Source organism: Microvirga guangxiensis (assembly GCF_900102135.1).
Lineage (GTDB): Bacteria > Pseudomonadota > Alphaproteobacteria > Rhizobiales > Beijerinckiaceae > Microvirga > Microvirga guangxiensis.
The window spans coordinates 251,472-272,072 of the sequence record NZ_FMVJ01000005.1 but is presented as its reverse complement, the minus strand read 5'-3'; the positions used below and the strand labels follow the sequence as shown (position 1 = coordinate 272,072).

The following is a 20,601-nucleotide window of genomic DNA, read 5'->3' as shown; positions in this document are numbered from 1 at the left end:
GGATCAAACCTCTTCCGGGCGGAAACGGTAAGTCGGCGAGACGAACTCGTCCTGCGCGGCGATGGTGAGGATCTCCCGGGCTCCTGCCTCCTCCGTGCGCTTCAGCAAGCCGTAGACGGAGGCGGATGCTTCGGCAAGGGCCGTTGCTGCGGAGCCCGAGCGCGCATAATGGACGAAGAACAGCGCCGCGATCGCATCCCCTGCCCCGTTGATGCTCAGCGAGAGCTTGGGCGTCCGCACCCGCCAGAAGCGACCGCCCTCGCCCGCGATGAGATCGATGGAGCCGTCGGGAGTCTCTTTGGCCTCGACGGAGGTCGCGAGCACGACCCGGGGTCCGAGCTGCTGCACCACAGCGATAGCCTTCTTCACATCGTTCAAGGTTTCCGTCGTGAGGCCCGAGAGATAATCCAGCTCGAAATGGTTCGGAGTGATGATGTCTGCGGCGGGGACCGCCTGATCGCGCATGAATTCGGGAATGCCGGGACGCACGAAGACGCCGCGCCCCACATCGCCGATCACAGGATCGCAGCAATAGAGCGCGTCGGGGTTGAGCCCTCGCACCCTTGCAACGGCGGCAAGGATCGCATTGCCGATATCGGCCGAGCCCATATAGCCGGAGAGCACGCCGTCGCAGCGGTTGAGCACGCCGCGATCCGCGATCCCCTCGACCAGCTCCTCGATGGCCGGCCCGTCGAAGACCCGGCCCTTCCAGGAGCCGTAGCCTGTATGATTGGAGAACTGCACCGTATGAATGGGCCAGACCTCGACGCCGAGACGCTGCATCGGAAACACGGCGGATGCGTTGCCTACATGACCATAAGCGACATGTGACTGGATCGAGAGAACATTCATGGCTATAGCCCCTTCTCTCTTTCGGTTAGCGCATCGCCGGTCCGGCTTCAAATGACGTGATGTGATCTTTTTCATCACGAGGATGCTGGATCGTGGCATGAGGTCCGCGCGTTCGCCGCAGGAAGGCATGAAGGAGACGCCACGCGTGAATCTTGAGACCATTACCGGCACCATCATCGAGTTCATTCGGGCCCATCAGGCCTATGCGCCCTTGATCGTAGGCCTCATGACCTTCGGGGAATCATTCGCCTTCATCTCGCTCGTTCTGCCGATGATCACGATCCTCGTGGCCGTGGGCTTCGCCCTGGCGGCGGCCGACGTGACCTTCTGGCATGTGTGGCTTGGGGCTGCGGCAGGTGCCTTCCTGAGCGCCTGGATCTCCTATGAGATCGGTCACAAGGTGAAGAAGCGGGCTTATGGAATCTGGCCCCTCTCGCGCAGGCCCGACCTGATCGAGAAGGGAGAGAAATTCTTTCTCCGCTTCGGTCCCTGGGCCATGTTCCTCGGCCGTTTCTTCGGCCCCACCCGCGCCACGCTGCCCCTGATCGCCGGCATCTTCCTGATGCCTCGCGTGCTCTTCCAGGCGGCCAACATGGCCTCGGCTTCGGTATGGTCCTTCGCCCTTCTCGCCCCCGGCGTGGGTTTGGCGCATTACCTGCTGTGGTGAATTTTCGCAGGAACCGGGTTCGGCACGGCTCATTGACCTCCGACACCAAAGGAGGCTTCCCCATGGGTAAAGGCAAGATGAACGGCGACAATTCCGGCGAGAGCAAGAAGCATCCCGGCGATCACATCCGCGGCTCGGGCGGCACCATGAAGAACCGCAACGACTCTACCAAGCAGGACAACAACAAGGCGCAGAATACGAAGAGCAACCAACAGTAAGAGCCGGTTACTTTTCTGCTCCTTGGATAAAAATCCCCTCCGTTCTCGGAGGTTGCAAACGGCTTCCGTAATGTTAATGCCAAGCTATAACATTACGGAAGCATTGCTATGGAACGAAGCTCTAAGCGCTCATACGCTTGGCACGACGACGACGATTCACTGGACGAGCAGTTCCCGAGCGATCTCGGCATGACCGGCCTGCCGGAGACCTGGCGCCATTACGAATGGAAGGTCGCGGCCATCGTGTTCGCAGCACTATGGCTGATGGAGACCTGGACGTCAGGGATCCTCCTCACAGGCATGATGAGCCTGAATCACATCGCCCAGGGCGTGTGGCTCCTGCTTGTCGTGCTCACGCTATGCGCCGGCCTTTTTCATTTCTGGATCCGCCGCCGCCCGAGCCTTGGGTTTCACCTTTGCGCGCTGATCGCAGTCTCCGCGCTGGCTGGCCACGCGCTCTGATCCGTCTCACGCGAACAAAAAAGAAGGGGCGGAAATTTCCGCCCCTTTTTCGTTGTCGCTCTTTCGCGAAGATCAGTTCTTGGTCTTGTCGACCAGCGCCTTTTCCTTGATCCACGGCATCATGTCGCGCAGGCGGGCGCCCACGTCCTCGATGGGGTGAGCGGCGTTGCGGGCGCGCACGGCCTTGAACGAGGTCTGGTTGACCTTGTTCTCGAGCATCCAGTCGCGGGTGAACTTGCCGGTCTGGATGTCCTCCAGAACGCGCTTCATCTCGGCCTTCGTCTCGGGCGTGATGATGCGCGGACCCGTCACGTACTCGCCGTATTCGGCGGTGTTCGAGATCGAATAGTTCATGTTGGCGATGCCGCCCTCGTAGATGAGGTCGACGATGAGCTTCACTTCGTGCAGGCACTCGAAATAGGCCATCTCGGGGGCGTAGCCCGCCTCGACCAGGGTCTCGAAGCCAGCCTTGATCAGCTCGACGAGACCGCCGCAGAGCACCACCTGCTCGCCGAAGAGGTCGGTCTCGCACTCTTCCTTGAAGGTGGTTTCGATGATGCCGGCGCGGCCGCCGCCATTGGCGGAAGCGTAGGACAGCGCGATGTCGTGGGCATTGCCCGTGGCATCCTGGTGGATCGCGATGAGGGTCGGCACGCCGCCGCCACGCTGGTACTCGGAGCGAACCGTGTGGCCCGGGCCCTTCGGGGCGACCATGAGCACGTCGAGATCCTTGCGGGGCTCGATGAGGTTGAAATGCACGTTGAGGCCGTGGGCGAACAGGAGAGCAGCGCCCTGCTTCATGTTATCGTGCAGGTCGTTGCGGTAGATGTCGGCCTGCAGTTCGTCAGGGGTGAGCATCATGACCACGTCGGCCCACTTGGCGGCTTCGGCCACTTCCATGACCTTGATGCCAGCCTTCTCGGCCTTGGCGGCGGAGGGAGAGCCCTTGCGAAGCGCCACCACGATGTCCTTCACGCCGGAGTCGCGCAGGTTCAGCGTATGAGCATGGCCCTGGCTGCCGTAGCCGACGATGGCGACCTTCTTGCCCTTGATCAGATTGATATCGGCGTCGCGATCGTAATACACGCGCATGGTGCTCTAGTCCTTGTGTTTCAGGGGCTCCCCGCCCCAGTCTTCGTTGGCGCTGCGCTCGGGCGAAAGCCTCACGCAACATTTATTTTGTCCCGCGCCGCTTTTAACGAACAAAACTGCGCTGACAAGTCGAAGTTTGTAGGAAAAATGCGCTATCCGCCTGAAATGGTGGATTTGCCCTTCCTTACAAACGGTCCGAGCCTTGAGAGTTCAAAGAACTCGCTCATGCTCTAGATCGGTTACGAGCAACCTCTTCTCACAAGGACAAGTCGCATGCAGCGCCTCGCCACTCCCGATGAAGTTCTCGCCTTCTGGCGCGAAGCCGGCCCCGACAAGTGGTTCTCGAAGGACGAAGCCTTCGACCAAGCCTGCCGGGACCGTTTCATGCCCACTTACGAGGCCGCTGCCAGGGGCGACCTCAACGAATGGGAACTCACCCCCGAGGGCGCGCTCGCCGTTGTTCTTCTCCTCGATCAGCTCCCGAGAAACATGTTCCGGGGACAGCGCGAGACCTACAAGACCGATCCCGTCGCCCTGATGGCGGCAGAGCGCGCCATCGAGCGTGAGTTCGACCACAAGGTGGAACCGGAGTTCCGCCGTTTCTTCTACCTGCCCTTCATGCATTCCGAGTCATTGCGGCACCAGGAACGCTCGGTGGCCCTGAACGAAACCCTCAGCGAGGATTCCATCAAGTGGGCGCGCCACCATCACGACATCATCGCCCGCTTCGGCCGCTTCCCCCACCGCAACGCCATTCTCGGACGAGAGACGACACCGGAGGAGGAAGCCTTCCTGCAAGAGAGCGAGTTCAGAGGCTGACCTCCTACATGATCCCTTCCGCACCGCGCGCCATGGCGGCGACGCCGGTGCGGGAGACTTCCACGAGGCCCACCGCCGTCATCAGCTTGATGAAGCGCTCGACCTCGTCGGTGGTGCCGGTCATTTCATAGACGAAGGAGGTGAGCGTGGCATCCAACGTGCGCGCGCCAAAGGCTGAGGCAAGACGCATGGCTTCCACGCGATGATCGCCCTTGCCAACGACCTTCACGAGGCAGAGCTCGCGCTCCACCGCTTCGCCGGTCAGCGTGAGATCGACCACGCGATGCACGGGCACGAGGCGCTCCAGCTGGCTCTTGATCTGCTGGATGATGCTGTGCGTCCCAGTCGTCACGATGGTGATGCGCGAGATATGCGCCTCGTGCTGCGTCTCCGTGACGGTCAGGCTCTCGATATTGTAGCCGCGGCCCGAGAAGAGGCCGGCGATGCGGGCGAGGACGCCCGGCTCGTTGTCCACGACGATGGCGAGCGTGTGCCGGTTGACGGGTTCGACGCGGGTCGCATCGGGATAGTGGGTTTTCATCTGGAGCATGTTCGTTATCCGGCTTTATCTGAGCGTCAGGCGGCGTTGCGGTAATTTTCGATGGGCTCTTCGTCGGCTTCGTCGGCATCGACGATCCAGCTTTCCTTCAGTGCCTCGGAGCGCCACTCTTGGAAGGCGGGAAGCGAGAGGATCGCATCGACGTAAGCGCGGGTTTCGCGATCGAGAGCAATGGAATAGGTTTCGAGGCGCGTCGCGAGCGGCGCATACATGGCGTCCGCTGCCGAGAATGCACCGAAGAGGAACGGTCCGCCCGCACCGAAGCGCTCACGCGCCTGGCGCACGATCTCGGAGAAGCGCGCCACGTCGCGCGCGACAGCCTCGCCGCGATCCTTCGAGGCGTATTTCTTGCCGAGATTCATTGGGCAGGCGCTGCGCAGAGCCATGAAACCCGCATGCATCTCCGCTGCGACCGAGCGCGCCATGGCGCGGGCCTCGCGATCTTCGGGCCATGCAGGGGCGAAGGTCTCGCTCACGTACTCCATGATCGCGAGGCTTTCCCACACGGTCGCACGACCGTCGATGAGGATCGGCACCTTCCCAGCCGGAGAATGCCTGAGCACCTTCTCCTTCGTGTCGGGCAGGTCGAGCGGAATCATGATCTCATCGAAGGCCACGCCCAGCTGCTTCATCAGCAGCCAGGGGCGCAGCGACCAGGACGAGTAGCACTTGTTGGCGATGACGAGGGTCGGCATGGTCAAGCACTCTTTCCTGAAATCACACCAGCATCTTGCCCTTCTCGTCGATCACGGAGCCGATGTCGGTCCCGGTTTCTCCGAGATAATCGTTGAGCAGCATCTCGTTGTGAGCCTTGCCCGACGGGATCATCGGGAAGCAGTTTTCCGTCTTGTCGACGATGCAGTCGAAGATCACCGGGCGGTTCACGTTGATCATCTCCATGATCTTCGCATCGAGTTCGGCCGGGTTGTCGCAGCGGATGCCGACGCCGCCATAAGCTTCCGCGAGCTTGACGAAATCGGGCAGCGATTCCGAATAGCTCTGCGAGTAACGTCCACCGTGCAGCAGCTCCTGCCACTGGCGCACCATGCCCATGTATTCGTTGTTCAGGATGAACACCTTGATCGGCAGGTTGTATTGCAGGGCCGTCGACATCTCCTGCAGCATCATCTGGATCGAGGCTTCGCCCGCGATGTCGATAACGAGAGCATCAGGGTGCGCAAGCTGCGCGCCCACAGCCGCCGGCAGGCCGTAGCCCATGGTGCCGTGGCCGCCGGAGGTCATCCAGTGGTTCGGTTCATCGAACCTGAAATACTGCGCAGCCCACATCTGATGCTGGCCGACCTCGGTCGTCACGTAGGGCGCGCGATCCTTGGTGAGTTCGTACAGGCGCTGCACCGCATATTGCGGCTTGATGGTTTCCTTCGAGTTCTTGTAGGCGAGGCAGTTGCGCGCACGCCAGCCCTCGATCTTGTTCCACCACTCCTGCAGCTCACCCTTGTCCGCCTGTTTCGCGCCCTGGCGCCACAGGCGCACCATGTCTTCCAGAACATGCGCGCAATCGCCGACGATCGGAATGTCCACCTTCACCGTCTTGTTGATGGAAGAAGGATCGATATCGACGTGGATGCGCTTGGAGAACGGCGAGAAGGCATCGAGGCGGCCGGTGATGCGGTCATCGAAGCGCGCGCCGATATTGATCATCACGTCGCATTCATGCATCGCGAGATTGGCTTCGTATGTGCCGTGCATGCCGAGCATGCCGAGCCATTGCCTGTCGGAAGCCGGATAGGCGCCGAGCCCCATGAGCGTGGAGGTGATGGGAAAGCCTGTGAGCTGCACCAGCTCACGAAGCAATGCAGATGCTTGCGTGCCGGAATTGATGACGCCGCCGCCCGTATAGAACACCGGGCGTTTGGCGTTCGCCATGAGCTCGATGGCCGCGCGGATATGGTCCATGTCGCCCTTCACGGTGGGGCGGTAGGTCTTGTGCTGGTTGCTCAGGGGGCGGGCGTACTGGCCTGCCTTGAACTGGATGTCCTTCGGCAGGTCCACTACCACCGGGCCCGGACGGCCGTTCTGCGCCACGTAGAAGGCCTCGTGCAGAACACGCGGGAGGTCTTCGATGGATTTGACCAGATAGTTGTGCTTCGTGCAGTGGCGCGTGATGCCCACCGTGTCGCATTCCTGGAACGCATCGGAGCCGATGAGATGCGTGGGCACCTGGCCGGTGATGCAGACCAGAGGGATCGAGTCCATCATGGCGTCAGCCAGACCCGTAATGGCGTTCGTCGCGCCGGGCCCTGACGTCACCAGCACCACGCCCGGCTTGCCCGAGGCGCGGGCATAGCCTTCCGCAGCGTGAACAGCCCCCTGCTCATGGCGCACCAGCACGTGGCGCACCTTCTCCTGATGGAAGAGCGCATCGTAGATGGGAAGCACCGCGCCGCCAGGATAGCCGAACACATGCTCGACTCCCTGGTCCTGCAGGGCTCGGATCACCATTTCGGCTCCGGTCATCGTCTCGCTCATGGTCTTCGCTCCGTCGGGTCTTTGGTGTTTATGTGTGCGGTGTTCTGGTGTTTTGGGCAATAAAAAAGGCCCCTGAGGGGGCCTGTGCGCCATCGCCGGACCTGCGGGGATCAATCCCGCTCCGTCGATGGCGCTCGTACTACGAGAATAAGCTTGCGCATTTGGGCAGCTCTCGGTTCAAAAGTTGCGCCGACGCTATATGATCCATTTCGGTCGGTCAAGCGGGACCCGTTGGCAGAACGCGCCTTAGCTTTTAAGGTGCCCGTCCTATTTTAGTCGTATGACCATGACCGATATCATCTCTTCGACAGGCGCCCCGATGCAAAATCAGCGCCTGACCGCCCGCGCCCTTCTTCTCGGCGACCGTCTCGACGTGGCAGGCCTTGAGCGCAGCGACGTTCTGTCCACCACCCCCCTCGCCTTCCGCGCCGGCCAGGATGGCTTCGTAGCCCTGTTCCGCTATGGCGTGGCTGTGCTCGTCGGCCTTACCCCGCTCGAGGAGGACGAGGTGATCCGCGGCCTGCGCCAGCGCATCCAGGGCGAGTTCGCGAGGCACGAGGAGGAAACCGCGATCATCGAGATCTCCCCCGACCGGGACGACCAGATCCCGCCCGGCGGGCCTATCTACATCAAGGAGCTCTCCACCGAACGGCTCATCCTGATCGCCGACGCGCTCTCCAAAAGCGCGACGCTGGCCCGCGACGAGCGCGAGGCCACGGCCGCCTTCGAACTGGTGGAGCCTTCCGTCCAGCACCTCGCGCAGAAGGGCCGCCGCCCGCGCGACCGCCGCAAGATCATGAAGCAGGTGGGCCATGCCCTCCTGGTGCGCCAGCGCATGTCCGGCGGCGTGGCCGTGGAGGAAAAACCGGACGTGCTCTGGGACAGGCCCGACCTCGAGCGCCTCTATGCGCGCCTCGAGGACGAGTACGAGCTGAAGGAGCGCGCCGCGGCCCTCCACAGCAAGCTCGAAGTGCTCGGCGATACCGCCCAGGCCCTCACCGACATCATCGACACGGAGCGCTCGCTGCGTCTCGAGTTGATCATCGTGCTCCTGATCGTGTTCGAGATCTTCATCACCTTCTATCAGATGGCCGTGGGCTATCTAACGGGGCATTGAGGCGCGCCACCACGGCCTCATAGCCCCTCTCCGGCTCCACCCAATCCCAATCCGGCAGCTGGTGGCGGAACCAGGTGAACTGGCGCTTGGCGTAACGGCGCGTGTCGCCCTGGCCTTTGCTGACCGCCTCATCGCGTGAAATCTCGCCGCGCAGATAGGCCAGGAGGCCGGGTACGCCGTGGGCCCGCATGGCGGGAAGCATGGGATCGAGGTTGCGCTCGCCCAACGCCCTCACCTCCTCCAGCGCCCCCTGCTCCATCATGGCGAGGAAACGGGTGTCGATGCGGCGGCGCAGCTCCTCCCGCTCAGGCGCGAGGAACAGCTTGATGAGGGGGATGTCGTTCAAAGGCCCCGGCTGGCGGGCTCCGTGGAAGGAGATGAGCGGCTGCCCCGTAGCCGCAAAGATTTCGAGCGCCCGCTGTACCCGCAGGCGGTCGGAGGGGCGCAAAGTTCTGGCCGTCTCGGGATCGCGCTCCGTCAGCAGGCGGTGAAGCTCGGGCGTTTCCAGGCCTTCGCTCTCCCGGCGCACCTCCTCGCGAACCTCTTCCGGAACGGTCGGAATATCCGAGAGACCTTCCGTGAGGGCCTTGAAGTAAAGCCCCGTTCCACCCACGAAGATCGGGAGCTGACCGCGGCTCCGGACCTCGGACAGCACCTGAGTTGCATCGGCCATGTAGCGCCCGACGGAGAAGTTCACGGCAGCGTCCACATGACCGTAGAGACGGTGAGGAGCCTGCGCCTCCTCGTCGGGTGTCGGGCGGGCCGTGATGACGCGAAGGTCGCGATAGACCTGCATGGAATCGGCATTGATCACCACGCCGTCGAGGCTTTGAGCCAGTTTGATGCCCAGGGCGGACTTGCCTGATGCGGTCGGTCCTGCAATGAGAACCGCACCGACCTTTCCATCACTCACAGCCCGGTCTCCTCATGGCGTCTTCTCAAAGCTCCCTCGTCGCGACCCTGATCGCCAACCCGTCCCAGCCGGTCGTGACCGACGATCTCGTGGCCCTGGCGGTCCGTGCGGTGGGACATGAGACGGAACGCAACGTTCTGGCAAGGGGAATTGCAGCGGATCTGGTTCTCTCCACTCCCGCCGAGGCAAAGACGGTCGAAGCATCCCTGCGCTCGGCCCTGGAGGGCCAGCCTGTCGACATCGTCGTGCAGCCTGCCGCCACTCGCCGCAAGCGCCTGTTCCTGGCGGACATGGACTCCACCATGATCGCCCAGGAATGCATCGACGAGCTTGCCGATTACGTGGGGCTCAAGGCAGAGGTCTCGGAGATCACCGAGCGCGCCATGCGCGGCGAGATCGCCTTCGAGCCCGCCCTGCGGGAGCGCGTGGCGCTGTTGAAAGGCCTGCCGGTCGGCGTGGTGGACGAGATCGTCGAGAAGCGCATCACCCTCACCCCCGGCGGACGGGCGCTGGTTCAGACCATCCGCAAGAACGGGGGCTACACTTGCCTCGTCTCCGGCGGCTTCACCCTGTTCACCGGCCCCATCGGCGCGAAGATCGGCTTCGACGAGCATCGCTCCAACCACCTGATCCTCAACGGCGAGAAGCTCGCAGGCCTCGTCGAGGAGCCGATCCTCGGCCGCGAGGCGAAGCTCGCGACGCTGGTCGAACTGCGTGATCGCTTCAAGCTCGAACATCACGAGACCATGGCCGTCGGCGACGGCGCCAATGATCTCGCCATGCTGGGTGGAGCAGGACTAGGGGTGGCATTCCGCGCAAAACCTGCGGTCGCCGCCGCCGCTCACGCGCGCATCGACCACGCCGATTTGACTGCGCTTCTCTATGCGCAAGGCTATCGCGCCGACGAGATCGTTGCGGCATCTTAAGCGACGCCGCAACCGACCGCGTCATGCCTGAATGAATGCGAGAAGATCGTTGTTGAACCGCTCGACCTCAAGCTGCGCCAATCCGTGCGCTCCGCCGGGGTAAACCTTCAACGTCGCATTCGGCAAGAGCTTGGATGACAGCATGGCGGATGCTGCGATCGGCACGATTTGATCGTCGTCGCCATGCAGAACCAGCGTCGGCACATCGATCTTCTTCAGGTCTTCCGTGAGATCGGATTCTGAAAACTGCTTGATGCAGTCATAGGCCGATTTGATTCCGGCCTGCATGCCTTGCAGCCAGAAGGCCATGCGAATGCCCTCGGATACCTTCGCGCCCTCCCGGTTGAACCCATAGAAGGGGAGCGTAAGATCGTAGAAGAATTGCGGCCGATTGAGGTAGGTGTTCTTTCGAATGTCGTCGAAGACCTCGATCGGCGCTCCTTGCGGATTGGCCTCGGTCTTCAGCATCAAAGGCGGGATCGCACTAATCAGGGCCACCCTGGAGACGCGCTGCGTGCCATGGCGACCGAGATAACGCGTCACCTCGCCGCCACCTGTCGAATGGCCGACGAGGATCGCATCCCTCAGGTTGAGATGGTCGATCAATGCGGCGAGATCGTCCGCATAGGTGTCCATGTCGTTGCCGGTCCATGTCTGGCTTGAGCGCCCATGTCCACGCCGGTCGTGCGCGATCACGCGGTAGCCGCGCTCGCCGAAGAAGAACATCTGCGCATCCCAGGCATCCGCGCTCAACGGCCAGCCATGGGAAAACACGATGGGCTGCCCCTCGCCCCAATCCTTGTAGAAGATCTCTGTCCCGTCCTTGGTCGTGATCGTGCTCATAGCTTCTGCTCCTGATGCCCCGTTTGATCATCGGGCGGGTCATTCGCGCGCTCGAGCCGTCACGGCCAGCGGCTGTGCCTCATTGAAAATTCATGGAACTGACTGGGGTACAGAACTGGATGACAAGGCATCGGATTGCCGGAGGGAATGTCCTTGCGGCTCCTCCGGCACGCAACCGATGCTGATAAGCTACGACCTTTATGACAAAGATTGGGCGGTCAGGCAGGCTGAAGCTGAATCCGCCGGACGATATCGGCAACCACGGCAGGATCGGCCACGGTCGATGTGTCGCCATGGTTCTCGAAATCGCCCGCGGCGATGCGCGTCAGAATGCGGCGCAGGATCTTGCCGGAGCGGTTCTTCGGCAGCTGGCTGGCCCATTCGATCCGGTCCGGAGTGGCGATGGGTCCGATCCGGGCCCGCACGATCCGAACCAGATCGGACTGCAGATCATGGCTCTCCGCCATGCCCTCCTTCAACGTCACGAATGCGAAGATGCCCTGCCCTTTGATCTCATGCGGAAAGCCCACGACGGCGGCTTCCGCGACAGCGGGATGGGATGCGAGCGCGGCCTCCACCTCGACCGTGCCGAGGCGGTGGCCGGACACGTTGATCACATCGTCCAGGCGGCCGGTGATCCAGTAATAGCCATCCGCATCGCGCCGCGCGCCGTCGCCGGTGAAGTAGAAGCCGGGATAGGCGCTGAAATAGGTTTTCAGGAAGCGTTCGCGGTCGCCGAGGATCGTGCGCGCCTGTCCCGGCCATGAATCCGCAAAGCACAGGCTTCCTGATCCCTCGCCTTCGACGGGCGTGCCGTCGCTGCTGAGAAGCTCCGGACGCACGCCGAAGAACGGCCTTGCGGCAGAGCCGGGCTTCTGCGCCATCGCACCCGGCAACGGGCACAGCAGCACGGCGCCGGTCTCGGTCTGCCAGTAGGTATCGACGATGGGGCAGCGCCCTCCGCCGATGACCTCATGATACCAGAGCCACGCCTCGGGATTGATCGGCTCGCCCACGGAACCCAGAACCTTCAGCGACGACAGATCGTGCTTGCGGACAGGCTCTTCGCCTTCGCGCATCAACGAGCGAACCGCGGTCGGCGCGGTGTAGAAGATGTTGACCTTGTAGGTCTCGACGATCTGCCACCAGCGCGATGCATCGGGCCATGTGGGCACGCCTTCGAACAGCACGATGGTCGCGCCATTCGCGAGAGGCCCGTAGATCAGGTAGGTGTGTGCCGTCACCCAACCCACATCCGCCGTGCAGAAATGGATGTCGCCGGGGTGATAGTCGAACATCGCCTTGAAGCTCGCGGCAGCATGGACAAGATAGCCGCCTGTCGTATGCAGCATGCCTTTCGGCTTTCCAGTGGAGCCGGATGTGTAGAGCACGAAGAGAGGATCTTCCGCACTCACATCAACCGGCTCGCACGTATCCGGCACCTCGGCCAGCGCCTCATCGTACCAGCGGTCGCGCCCTGTTTTCATCGGAACATCGCGCCCCGTACGGCGAACCACGAGAACATGCTCGACGAAAGGAAGACCTTCGAGCGCCGCATCCGCGTTCTTCTTCAGCGGAACGTATCTGCCGCCGCGCATGCCTTCGTCGGCGGTGATCAGAACACGCGAGCGGCAATCCTCGATGCGGCCCGCGAGCGCTTCCGACGAAAAGCCGCTGAACACCACGGAATGCACAGCCCCGATGCGCACGCAGGCGAGCATTGCTGCAATCGACTGATGAATGACGGGCAGATAGATGCTGACGAAATCGCCCTTCTTCACGCCGAGCTTCTTCAGCGCGTTGGCGAGACGCGATACTTCACTGTGCAGCTCACTCCATGTGATCCGTTTCGTCTCGCCGGGCGTGTCGCCCTCCCACAGGATCGCAGCCTCGTTTCCGCGCACGGCAGCGTGACGGTCCAGGCAATTGTAGGATGCGTTCAGCCGGCCATCGGCAAACCATTCGATGGTGACGTCATCAGGCGAATAACGTGTGTTCTTCACCTGAGTGAAGGGCCTCGCCCAGTCGAGGATCTGCGCCTGCTCGCGCCAGAACGTCTCAGGGTCGTCGATGGATTGACGATAGAGCGCCTCATAGGTTTCGGCATTCACATGCGCGGAGGCTTCTAGGCTGGCGGGGACGGGAAATACGGTCTGGGTCATCGGAATTCATCATCGAAGCCGCGAGCCGCAATAAGACCCGCGTTGAAGGAGCCAAGGCCCTCAGATGCCCCTATCCTGGACGCTATGTCAACCGAAACGTTCTTTATTCAGAACGAAACGCCAATAAAAAAGGCGGCCGGAGCCGCCTTTTCATCGATCCTGGAAGACCTTATTCGATGGACAGCGCCACGAAACGGACCTCGCCCTGAGGGTTGGAGACCAGGAGCAGCGCGGACTTGCGGCCCTGTGTCTTGAGGTCGTCGATCTTCTTGGTCACGTCGGCCGGGTTCGTCACCGGCTCCTGATTGACCTCGACGATCACCTCACCGGCCTGGATCCGCTTGTCGGAGGCCGAGGAGTTGGGATCCACTCGGGTGATGACCACGCCCTTCAGGTCGTCCTTCAGGTTGTAGCGACGGCGCAGCTCGTCCGACATGCCGGACATGCTGAGCCCCAGAGCTTGGCGCGTGACCGTGGGAGCATCCCCCGAAGGCTGCTGAAGGCTGGCCTGCTTCTCGCCGTCCTCAAGTCGGCCCAGAGTGACCTTCTTGGTCATCTCCTGGCCCTTGCGGACGATGGCGACATCGACCTCCTTGCCGACGGGCGTGGAGGCCACGATGCGCGGCAGATCGCGGGAATCCTTGACGTCCTTGCCGTCGAACTTGACGATCACGTCACCGACTTCGAGGCCTGCCGGCTTGGCGGGGCCCTTCTCGTCGATGCCTGCAATCAGCGCGCCGCGAGCGGTGCCGAGGCTGAGGGCCTCTGCAGTGGCGTCGTCCACGTTCTGAATGCGAACGCCGAGCCAGCCGCGGCGGGTTTCACCGAACTCGCGAAGCTGATCGATGATCGGAACGGCCGTGGAGGCGGGAACGGCGAAGCCGATGCCCACCGAGCCGCCCGTAGGCGAGAGGATCGCGGTGTTGATGCCGATGACCTCGCCGTTCATGTTGAACAGCGGACCGCCGGAATTGCCTTTGTTGATGGAAGCGTCCGTCTGGATGTAGTTGTCGTAGGGACCGGACTCGATGTTGCGGCCGCGCGCCGACACGATACCGGCCGTCACGGAGCCGCCGAGGCCGAAGGGATTGCCGATCGCCATCACCCAGTCGCCGGGGCGGATGGATTCGGAATCGCCGAACTTCACGGCCTTGAGAGGCTTGTCGGGCTTCACGCGAAGGACCGCGAGATCCACCTTGGAATCCTTGCCCACGATCTCGGCCTTCAGGCGCGTGCCGTCGGAGAAGATCACGCTGATGTCGTTGGCCTCGCCGATCACGTGGTTGTTGGTGACCACGATGCCCGACGGGTCGATCACGAAGCCGGAGCCGAGCGAGTTCGAGCTGCGGGGACGCGAAGGCGCATTCTCGCCGCCGCCACCTTGGCCGCGACGATTGAAGAACTCCTCGAAGAGATCTTCGAACGGCGTTCCGGGCGGAAGCTGAGGCAGGGTGCGGTTGCGGGCCTCAACGGTGGTCGAGGCCGAAATGTTGACCACGGCGCCGGTCACCTCCTCCGCCAGATCGGCGAAGGATTCCGGAGCCGAACGGGCTGTGGCGGGAAGCGGCATCGCTGCCGCGACAAACGTCACGACCGCGAAGAAGGACGCGGCCAGTCGGCGCAAGGGACGCTGGGGCAGCGCCGTTACGGAGAGCGCCAGCGCATTCGTGGCATGAGTCATCGAGAACCCTCTCTTGGAGAATGAGATATAGATTGTCGTTCTTGCCCGCCATTCAAGCGGCGAATGCGGCGGAAGCTGGACCGCTCCCGCGCCTTGTCTCCGAAAGCGGAGGCCATCTTCGGGCAACGCAAGGCTTTGTTCCTCAACCAACCCAGCGCACGAGCCAGATGATACCGAGGCCGACAAAGGCCGAGATGATGCCGACGAGGCGCATCTGGTCGCTCGGGCTGTGCGCCGCCTCATACATGGCGCGGCGCATCCCGTCAGGGAAAGCGGCAAACAAAATGCCCTCGACCGCGAGAGCGAGGCCGAGGGCTGCAATCAAATCCAACATCAGATCTTACTGTGCAGGAGCCGGCTGGGGAGCCGGGGTTGTTGTGGAGGCTCCTCCATTGGGCCGAGCGTTGGACCCGTTGAAGTAGCGGAAGAATTCCGAGTCGGGGCTCAGAACGAGACGCGTCCCGCTTCCTTTGAGACCCGCCTCGTAGGCCTGCATGGACCGGTAGAAAGCGAAGAACTCGGGATCCCGGCCGAACGCCTCGGCGAGGATGCGGTTACGGTCGGCGTCGCCCTGACCGCGCAGCTCTTCCGCCCTCTGGTTTGCCTCGGCGCGGATGATGGTTGCCTCGCGTTCGGCGCGGGCGCGGATGGTCTGCGCCTGCTGGTTGCCGTTGGCGCGAAGATCCGCGGCCTCGCGCTCACGCTCCGTACGCATGCGCTGATAAACCGCCTGACTGTTGGCGTTGGGCAGATCGACGCGGGTGAGACGCACGTCGATCATCTCGATGCCGAGGCTGCCGGCCTGACGGTTCACATCCTCCTGGATGCGTTCCATCAGCTGCGGACGCTCGGTGCGCACGATGGCATCTCGCGAGGCGCTGGCCAGGATGTTGCGCATGGCGGAGTTGGTGAAGCTCTGCAGGCGCTGGTTGGCGAGGGAAATCGAACCCACTGCCTGATAGAAGCGCAGCGGATCGACGATGCGGTAACGGGTGAAGGCGTCGACCTCCAGGTTCTGCCGGTCGGCGGACAGAAGCGTCTGCACGGGCAGGTCGAGATCGAGAACGCGCTTTTCGAAGTAGGTGACGTTGTCGACCAGCGGCAGCTTGAACTTCAGGCCCGGCTCGGAAATCGCGGACTGCACCGCGCCGAAGCGCAGGACGAGTGCGTATTGCGTCTGCTGGACGATGAAGGTTGCGCTGTAGAGAACGATGGCGACCAGAACCAGAAGGATCAGGAGCCCTGTGCGAAGGACGGGGTTATTCATCGCGTAGCCCCCTGGTTGGTGTTGTTCTGGGATTGCGGCGGCTGGGATTGTCCCTGGGTGAGCGGCAGGAAAGGCACGACCCCCTGCCCGTTCTGGTCCACGATGATCTTGTCCACGCTGCCGAAGACGCGCTCCATGGTTTCGAGGAAAATGCGCTCGCGGCTGACATCCGGAGCCTTGCGGTACTCTTCGTAAACCTGGCTGAAGCGCGCGGCCTGACCGGTGGCGTCGGCCACGGACTGCTCGCGATAGGCCTCCGCCTGCTGGACGGTGCGGGCCGCCTCGCCTCGTGCCTCGGGCACGATCCGGCTGGCATAGGCCGAAGCCTCGTTCTGCACGCGCACGGCGTCCTGCTGTGCGGCGTTCACGTCGAAGAAGGCCTGCTGGACCTCGGACGGCGGACGCGCGGCCTGGAGCTGCACCACGTTGATGAGCACGCCTGCGCCGTAAGCATCGAGCGCTTCCTGCATGATCTGGCGCACTTCGGTCGCGATGCTCGCCTGCTCGGTGGTGAGAATGGCCTGGATGTTGCGGCGGCCGATCACCTCGCGCATGGCGCTCTCGGCCACGGACTTGATGGTGCCGTCGGGATTCTGGAGATTGAACACATAATCCTGCGGACGCGCAGGATTGATCTGCCACACCGCGTCGAAATCGATATCGACGATGTTCTCGTCGGCGGTGAGCATCAGGCTCTCTTCAATCACGTCGCGAGGGCGCCCCTGCCCCGTCGCGGTGGAGCGATACCCCACTTCGACGCGCTGCTGCCTGGTCACGTCGGGCTTGATCACCCGGCCGATCGGATAGGGATAGTTGTAGCGCAGACCTTCGCCGCTGCTGGAGCTGTACTTCCCGAAGATCATGTTGATGCCGACCTCATTGGGCCGGACCGTATAGAAGCCGGTCAGCAACCAGATGGCGATGGCGCCCAGAACGATGAGGATGATGCCCTTGCCGCCCATGGAGCCGCCGCCGGGGATGAAATCCTTCAGGCGATCCTGGCCACGGCGCAGAATATCCTCAAGGTCGGGCGGATTGCCATTGCCCTGCGGTCCGCCCGAGCCCCATGGGCTCTTGCCGCCGCCTGATCCGCCACGTTGCCCCCAGGGGCCACCGCCGCCGCTTTGGTTACTCCAAGGCATAGGACGCCTTTCCTCACTCTGATAAAGACCGGCCGGAAAGCCGATGGACTGGTAGACGGTTTTTGGGTGTTGCCTCTTCCGCCTGTCAAGCCTGCGAATTGGGGATTAAAAAGCCTTTCGTCAACCTTGGCGTGGCTCAGGAGCGTCTTTCGAAGTCAATAAAGGTAAACGGGTGCTCGTCATCCGGGCTTTTTGGATGAGATATCCGCGCCGTTTCACGAAAGAGTGACCGATCGACTGGGGGAAAGAACGCATCTCCTGCCGGAGATGCCGCGACTTCCGTGAGGTATATTGTCTGCACGTGAGGCAAAGCGATTCTATAGATCTCGGCGCCCCCGACGACGGCAATCGCCCCCGCTCCCATCGCCGTTGCAAGCTCCTCTCCCTTCGACACGGCCTGATCCCAGCCATGGACCACATGGATTCCGGGAGCCGAGAAGCCGGAATCGCGCGTGAGCACGATGGTTTCACGGCCCGGCAGGGGCTTGCCGATAGATTCGAAGGTCTTGCGGCCCATGATCATGGGCTTGGACATGGTGAGCTCGCGAAAGCGCTTCAGGTCGGTTCTGATCCGCCAGAGAAGCTGGTTGTCGCGTCCGATCACGCCGTTCTCGGCGACGGCCACCACGAGGATGAGAGGAAATGTCATGCCACCTTCCAGGAAGAAGTAACGACGGCCGAAGCGGGCCTGTTCTTTGTCATACGCCGCATGCCTACTCCGCCTCGTCCTCGGCCTGGATGCGCCGCGGCGAGCCCCATTCCTCGAGAATGCCGTTCATGTCGTCGAGGACGAAGAAACGCGCGCTGTCCACGTCGTAGCCTTCGTCGAGCAGGTTGTCGTAATCGGTCAGACGATGACGGATATAGGCCGTGATCGACAGCCACGCCGCGGTCTCGGGCGACGCGGTATGAAGGCCCCGGCTGCCGAGCGCATGATCCGTCACGGACTCGAATTCATGTTTCGGGATTCGCGGAGCCAGAACCCGAACGGCGCTTTGAATAGCCTCGCGCCTGTCCATGAGCGTCAGACCGCAACGGGCGCCTTGATGGCGGGGTGAGGATCGTAATCCTCGATGGCGATGTCATCAAAGGTGAAATCGAACAGCGACCTCACCGCCGGATTGAGCCTGAGCTTCGGCAAAGCCCGCGGCTCGCGGGAGAGCTGCAGGCGCGTCTGCTCCAGATGGTTGAGATAGAGGTGCGCATCGCCGAAGGAATGCACGAAATCGCCCGGCTGCAGCCCGGTCGCCTGCGCCATCATGTGCGTGAGCAGGGCGTAGGATGCGATATTGAACGGCACGCCGAGAAAAACGTCCGCCGAACGCTGGTAAAGCTGGCAGGAGAGCCGGCCCTCCGCCACATAGAACTGGAACAGGCAATGGCAGGGCGCGAGCGCCATCTTGTCGAGCTCCGCCGGATTCCAGGCGGAGACGATCAGGCGGCGGGAATCGGGATTGCGGCGGATCTCGTCGAGCACCCATTTGATCTGGTCGACAGTGCCGCCGTCGGGCTTTGCCCATGAGCGCCATTGCTTGCCGTAGACGGGGCCGAGATCGCCGTTCTCATCCGCCCACTCGTCCCAGATCGTGACGCCGTTCTCCTGCAGGTAGCGGATGTTGGTGTCGCCCTTCAGGAACCAGAGAAGCTCGTGGATGATCGAGCGCAGGTGCAGCTTCTTCGTCGTGACGAGCGGGAACCCCTCGCTGAGATCGAAGCGCATCTGGTGGCCGAAGACGGAGATGGTCCCGGTCCCGGTCCGGTCGTCCTTGCGGACGCCCTCATCCATGATGCGGCGGAGAAGATCGTGATAGGCTTGCATGGTCGCTCCTCCCCTCATCATAGGGCAGCCGAACCTGCCCTCCGAGTCAGGAATTTTCTATTCCTGTGAATCATTTAATTTTCGCAAATGACTTGTTGAAGGGCATACCGAAAGCCGCCGCCATGGATCTGCGAATATGCATTTCCTCGCCGATCTCGCCGCGCACACTCTTTCAAATTTCAATCGCGCCACCTATATTGGGCTTGCCGGTCGCCAGACCGGCTATGGCGATAAACGGCTATCGGAATAAACCCATCGGACCCGGGGGCGGTACCCGGCGCCTCCACCAAAGCCCAGGCTCGATCCTGGGTTTCGGCGGGGGCGAAATAGGATCGACGAGGGCGTAAAGGGTAGACTTTCGCTCGGCATGGTTCCGCCGTTATCGGGCCTATTTATAGTTGCCAACGACAACTATGCTCCGGTTGCAGTGGCTGCGTAAGCGGTCCCTAAAGCCGACTCAAAGCCCTAGCGGGTAGCACCGTTAGGCGGGGTTCGGAGGCACCTGGCAACAGAAGCCTCCACTTTTGTTTCTGAATAGGGATCGCCTATGGCCGGCAAAGACCTGATCCGCTACGATCTTCTGGTGCAGGACGCCTTGAAGGGCGTCGTGCGCAAAGTGCTGATCGACTGCAAGGATGGCCTGCCGGGCGAGCACCATTTCTACATCTCCTTCCAGACGGATTTCCCCGGCGTTCGCCTGTCGAACCGCCTGCGCGAGAAATATCCTCAGGAGATGACCATCGTTCTCCAGCATCAGTTCTGGGACATGAACGTCACCGAGCACACTTTCGAGGTGGGCCTCTCCTTCTCCGGCGTTCCCGAGCGGCTGCTCATTCCCTTCGATGCTCTCACCGGTTTCTTCGACCCCTCCGTGCAGTTCGGCCTCAAGTTCGATGGCCAGGACGATGAGGAAGAGGAAATCAACGAAGCTCCCCCCGCGCCGCAGCAGATCCGTGGATCGGAGCCCGTGGAGCTGAAGCAGCCCCGCAAGCCAGCCGTTCCGGCTGCGGAGAAGAAGCCTGCCCCCGAGAAGGCTCCGGCCGCCAAGAGCGAGAAGAGCCTGCAGGAGGACGCTTCCAAGCCCGAAGCCGCGGACGCCAACGCCGCCGGCACGGCCGAGGTCGTGAGCCTCGACGCTTTCCGCAAGAAGAACTGACGGTTCTCCGGGTCAGCCCGCTCAATCCCAATCTGTCGAGACGTCGCCCCGCGGGCTCGCTGCCCGAGCGCGGAGTCGCGTGACGAGTGCGCGTGTTCCCTCCCCCTTGCGGGGAGGGGTTAGGGGTGGGGGTCGGAATGTCGAAGCGCTTTGCTGATCCAGTGAACATGACAGCCCTACAGCACATCCCCTCTCCCGGGTGGGAGAGGGGCAGGGGTGAGGGAATGCCCTCTCCGGACAAGGCAGTCCCTCACCCGGAGCTGCGCTCCGACCTCTCCCAACCGGGAGAGGTATTCCAGCGTCTCACTGGTTCATCCGCTCACCCGGTCGGACCACCCCCACCCCTGCCCCTCCCCGCAAGGGGGAGGGAAACACGCGCCTTACCCAAGCACAGCAGCGGATGTTATGTTCTCACT

22 protein-coding genes and 1 other RNA gene are annotated in these 20,601 nt (G+C 62.5%); 8 read left to right on the top strand and 15 right to left on the bottom strand.

From position 1 onward, the window contains the following. Positions 1-3: 3 nt before the first annotated feature. Complete coding sequence (gene pdxY, locus BLP10_RS10115) at positions 4-852, bottom strand: pyridoxal kinase PdxY (RefSeq protein ID WP_091133937.1); 849 nt, start codon at positions 850-852, stop codon at positions 4-6. A 97-nt stretch (positions 853-949) separates the two neighbouring features. Between pdxY and BLP10_RS10110 the strand changes: the two genes are divergently transcribed. The 3 genes from BLP10_RS10110 to BLP10_RS10105 all read left to right on the top strand — a co-directional run bounded on the left by BLP10_RS10110 (position 950) and on the right by BLP10_RS10105 (position 2,199). Next, positions 950-1,519 carry a DedA family protein gene (locus tag BLP10_RS10110; protein ID WP_244510471.1) on the top strand — a complete coding sequence of 190 codons (570 nt, stop codon included), beginning with the start codon at positions 950-952 and terminating at the stop codon, positions 1,517-1,519. A 62-nt stretch (positions 1,520-1,581) separates the two neighbouring features. Then, positions 1,582-1,737 (top strand): hypothetical protein, encoded by a 156-nt coding sequence (locus BLP10_RS23155; protein WP_175493859.1) that lies wholly within the window; start codon positions 1,582-1,584, stop codon positions 1,735-1,737. Positions 1,738-1,845: 108 nt separating this feature from the next. After that, a complete protein-coding gene (locus BLP10_RS10105) occupies positions 1,846-2,199 on the top strand; it encodes a hypothetical protein (protein ID WP_091133935.1) in 354 nt (117 codons plus the stop codon). Positions 2,200-2,271: 72 nt separating this feature from the next. On the opposite strand, the gene ilvC is transcribed toward BLP10_RS10105, so the two are convergent. Then, positions 2,272-3,291, bottom strand: coding sequence for a ketol-acid reductoisomerase (gene ilvC, locus BLP10_RS10100; protein ID WP_091133934.1), 1,020 nt, complete (start codon positions 3,289-3,291; stop codon positions 2,272-2,274). Between the two features lie 273 nt (positions 3,292-3,564). Here ilvC and BLP10_RS10095 point away from each other — a divergent pair, with 273 nt between their 5' ends. Next, on the top strand, positions 3,565-4,110 hold the full coding sequence (locus tag BLP10_RS10095) for a DUF924 family protein (protein WP_091133933.1): 546 nt from the start codon (positions 3,565-3,567) through the stop codon (positions 4,108-4,110). A 4-nt stretch (positions 4,111-4,114) separates the two neighbouring features. On the opposite strand, the gene ilvN is transcribed toward BLP10_RS10095, so the two are convergent. Genes ilvN through BLP10_RS10080 form a run of 3 tightly spaced genes read right to left on the bottom strand, consistent with a single transcriptional unit; the run spans position 4,115 to position 7,159 of the window. Then, positions 4,115-4,660, bottom strand: coding sequence for an acetolactate synthase small subunit (gene ilvN / locus BLP10_RS10090; RefSeq protein WP_091133930.1), 546 nt, complete (start codon positions 4,658-4,660; stop codon positions 4,115-4,117). A gap of 26 nt (positions 4,661-4,686) precedes the next feature. Next, entirely contained in the window at positions 4,687-5,364 is a 678-nt protein-coding gene (locus BLP10_RS10085) for a glutathione S-transferase family protein (protein ID WP_091133927.1), read from the bottom strand. 22 nt (positions 5,365-5,386) lie between these two features. Then, on the bottom strand, positions 5,387-7,159 hold the full coding sequence (locus tag BLP10_RS10080; protein ID WP_091133925.1) for an acetolactate synthase 3 large subunit: 1,773 nt from the start codon (positions 7,157-7,159) through the stop codon (positions 5,387-5,389). Positions 7,160-7,478: 319 nt separating this feature from the next. Between BLP10_RS10080 and BLP10_RS10075 the strand changes: the two genes are divergently transcribed. Then, positions 7,479-8,276, top strand: a complete 798-nt coding sequence (locus BLP10_RS10075) for an RMD1 family protein (protein ID WP_425286945.1) — start codon at positions 7,479-7,481, stop codon at positions 8,274-8,276. Here BLP10_RS10075 and miaA read toward each other — a convergent pair. Next, a complete protein-coding gene (gene miaA, locus BLP10_RS10070; RefSeq protein WP_091133922.1) occupies positions 8,233-9,189 on the bottom strand; it encodes a tRNA (adenosine(37)-N6)-dimethylallyltransferase MiaA in 957 nt (318 codons plus the stop codon). The two genes, BLP10_RS10075 and miaA, sit on opposite strands and share 44 nt — an antisense overlap. A 14-nt stretch (positions 9,190-9,203) precedes the next feature. Here miaA and serB point away from each other — a divergent pair, with 14 nt between their 5' ends. Further along, positions 9,204-10,115, top strand: a complete 912-nt coding sequence (gene serB, locus BLP10_RS10065) for a phosphoserine phosphatase SerB (protein ID WP_091133920.1) — start codon at positions 9,204-9,206, stop codon at positions 10,113-10,115. Between the two features lie 21 nt (positions 10,116-10,136). On the opposite strand, the gene BLP10_RS10060 is transcribed toward serB, so the two are convergent. From BLP10_RS10060 to BLP10_RS10020, 9 genes are all read right to left on the bottom strand, one after another. Beyond that, positions 10,137-10,958 carry an alpha/beta fold hydrolase gene (locus BLP10_RS10060; protein WP_091133917.1) on the bottom strand — a complete coding sequence of 274 codons (822 nt, stop codon included), beginning with the start codon at positions 10,956-10,958 and terminating at the stop codon, positions 10,137-10,139. Positions 10,959-11,176: 218 nt separating this feature from the next. Continuing rightward, positions 11,177-13,120, bottom strand: coding sequence for an acetate--CoA ligase (gene acs, locus BLP10_RS10055; protein WP_091133916.1), 1,944 nt, complete (start codon positions 13,118-13,120; stop codon positions 11,177-11,179). Between the two features lie 169 nt (positions 13,121-13,289). Next, complete coding sequence (locus BLP10_RS10050) at positions 13,290-14,801, bottom strand: DegQ family serine endoprotease (RefSeq protein WP_091134304.1); 1,512 nt, start codon at positions 14,799-14,801, stop codon at positions 13,290-13,292. Positions 14,802-14,943: 142 nt separating this feature from the next. Continuing rightward, the gene (locus BLP10_RS10045; protein ID WP_091133914.1) at positions 14,944-15,135 is read right to left on the bottom strand and encodes a DUF2065 domain-containing protein; all 192 of its coding nucleotides are present in this window, start codon (positions 15,133-15,135) and stop codon (positions 14,944-14,946) included. 6 nt (positions 15,136-15,141) lie between these two features. Beyond that, the gene (hflC, locus tag BLP10_RS10040) at positions 15,142-16,068 is read right to left on the bottom strand and encodes a protease modulator HflC (protein WP_091133912.1); all 927 of its coding nucleotides are present in this window, start codon (positions 16,066-16,068) and stop codon (positions 15,142-15,144) included. Then, the gene (gene hflK / locus BLP10_RS10035) at positions 16,065-17,210 is read right to left on the bottom strand and encodes an FtsH protease activity modulator HflK (protein WP_091133911.1); all 1,146 of its coding nucleotides are present in this window, start codon (positions 17,208-17,210) and stop codon (positions 16,065-16,067) included. Before hflK ends, hflC begins: the two co-directional genes overlap by 4 nt. Before the next feature lie 136 nt (positions 17,211-17,346). After that, complete coding sequence (locus BLP10_RS10030; RefSeq protein ID WP_091133910.1) at positions 17,347-17,859, bottom strand: dihydrofolate reductase; 513 nt, start codon at positions 17,857-17,859, stop codon at positions 17,347-17,349. Positions 17,860-17,923: 64 nt separating this feature from the next. Further along, the gene (locus BLP10_RS10025) at positions 17,924-18,229 is read right to left on the bottom strand and encodes a DUF2293 domain-containing protein (protein ID WP_091133908.1); all 306 of its coding nucleotides are present in this window, start codon (positions 18,227-18,229) and stop codon (positions 17,924-17,926) included. A 5-nt stretch (positions 18,230-18,234) separates the two neighbouring features. After that, positions 18,235-19,029, bottom strand: coding sequence for a thymidylate synthase (locus BLP10_RS10020; protein WP_091133906.1), 795 nt, complete (start codon positions 19,027-19,029; stop codon positions 18,235-18,237). Between the two features lie 166 nt (positions 19,030-19,195). Here BLP10_RS10020 and ssrA point away from each other — a divergent pair. Both ssrA and BLP10_RS10010 read left to right on the top strand, forming a co-directional pair. Next, positions 19,196-19,552, top strand: a transfer-messenger RNA (tmRNA) gene (ssrA, locus tag BLP10_RS10015). A 24-nt stretch (positions 19,553-19,576) separates the two neighbouring features. After that, a complete protein-coding gene (locus tag BLP10_RS10010) occupies positions 19,577-20,185 on the top strand; it encodes an SspB family protein (protein WP_091133903.1) in 609 nt (202 codons plus the stop codon). Positions 20,186-20,601: the final 416 nt, after the last annotated feature.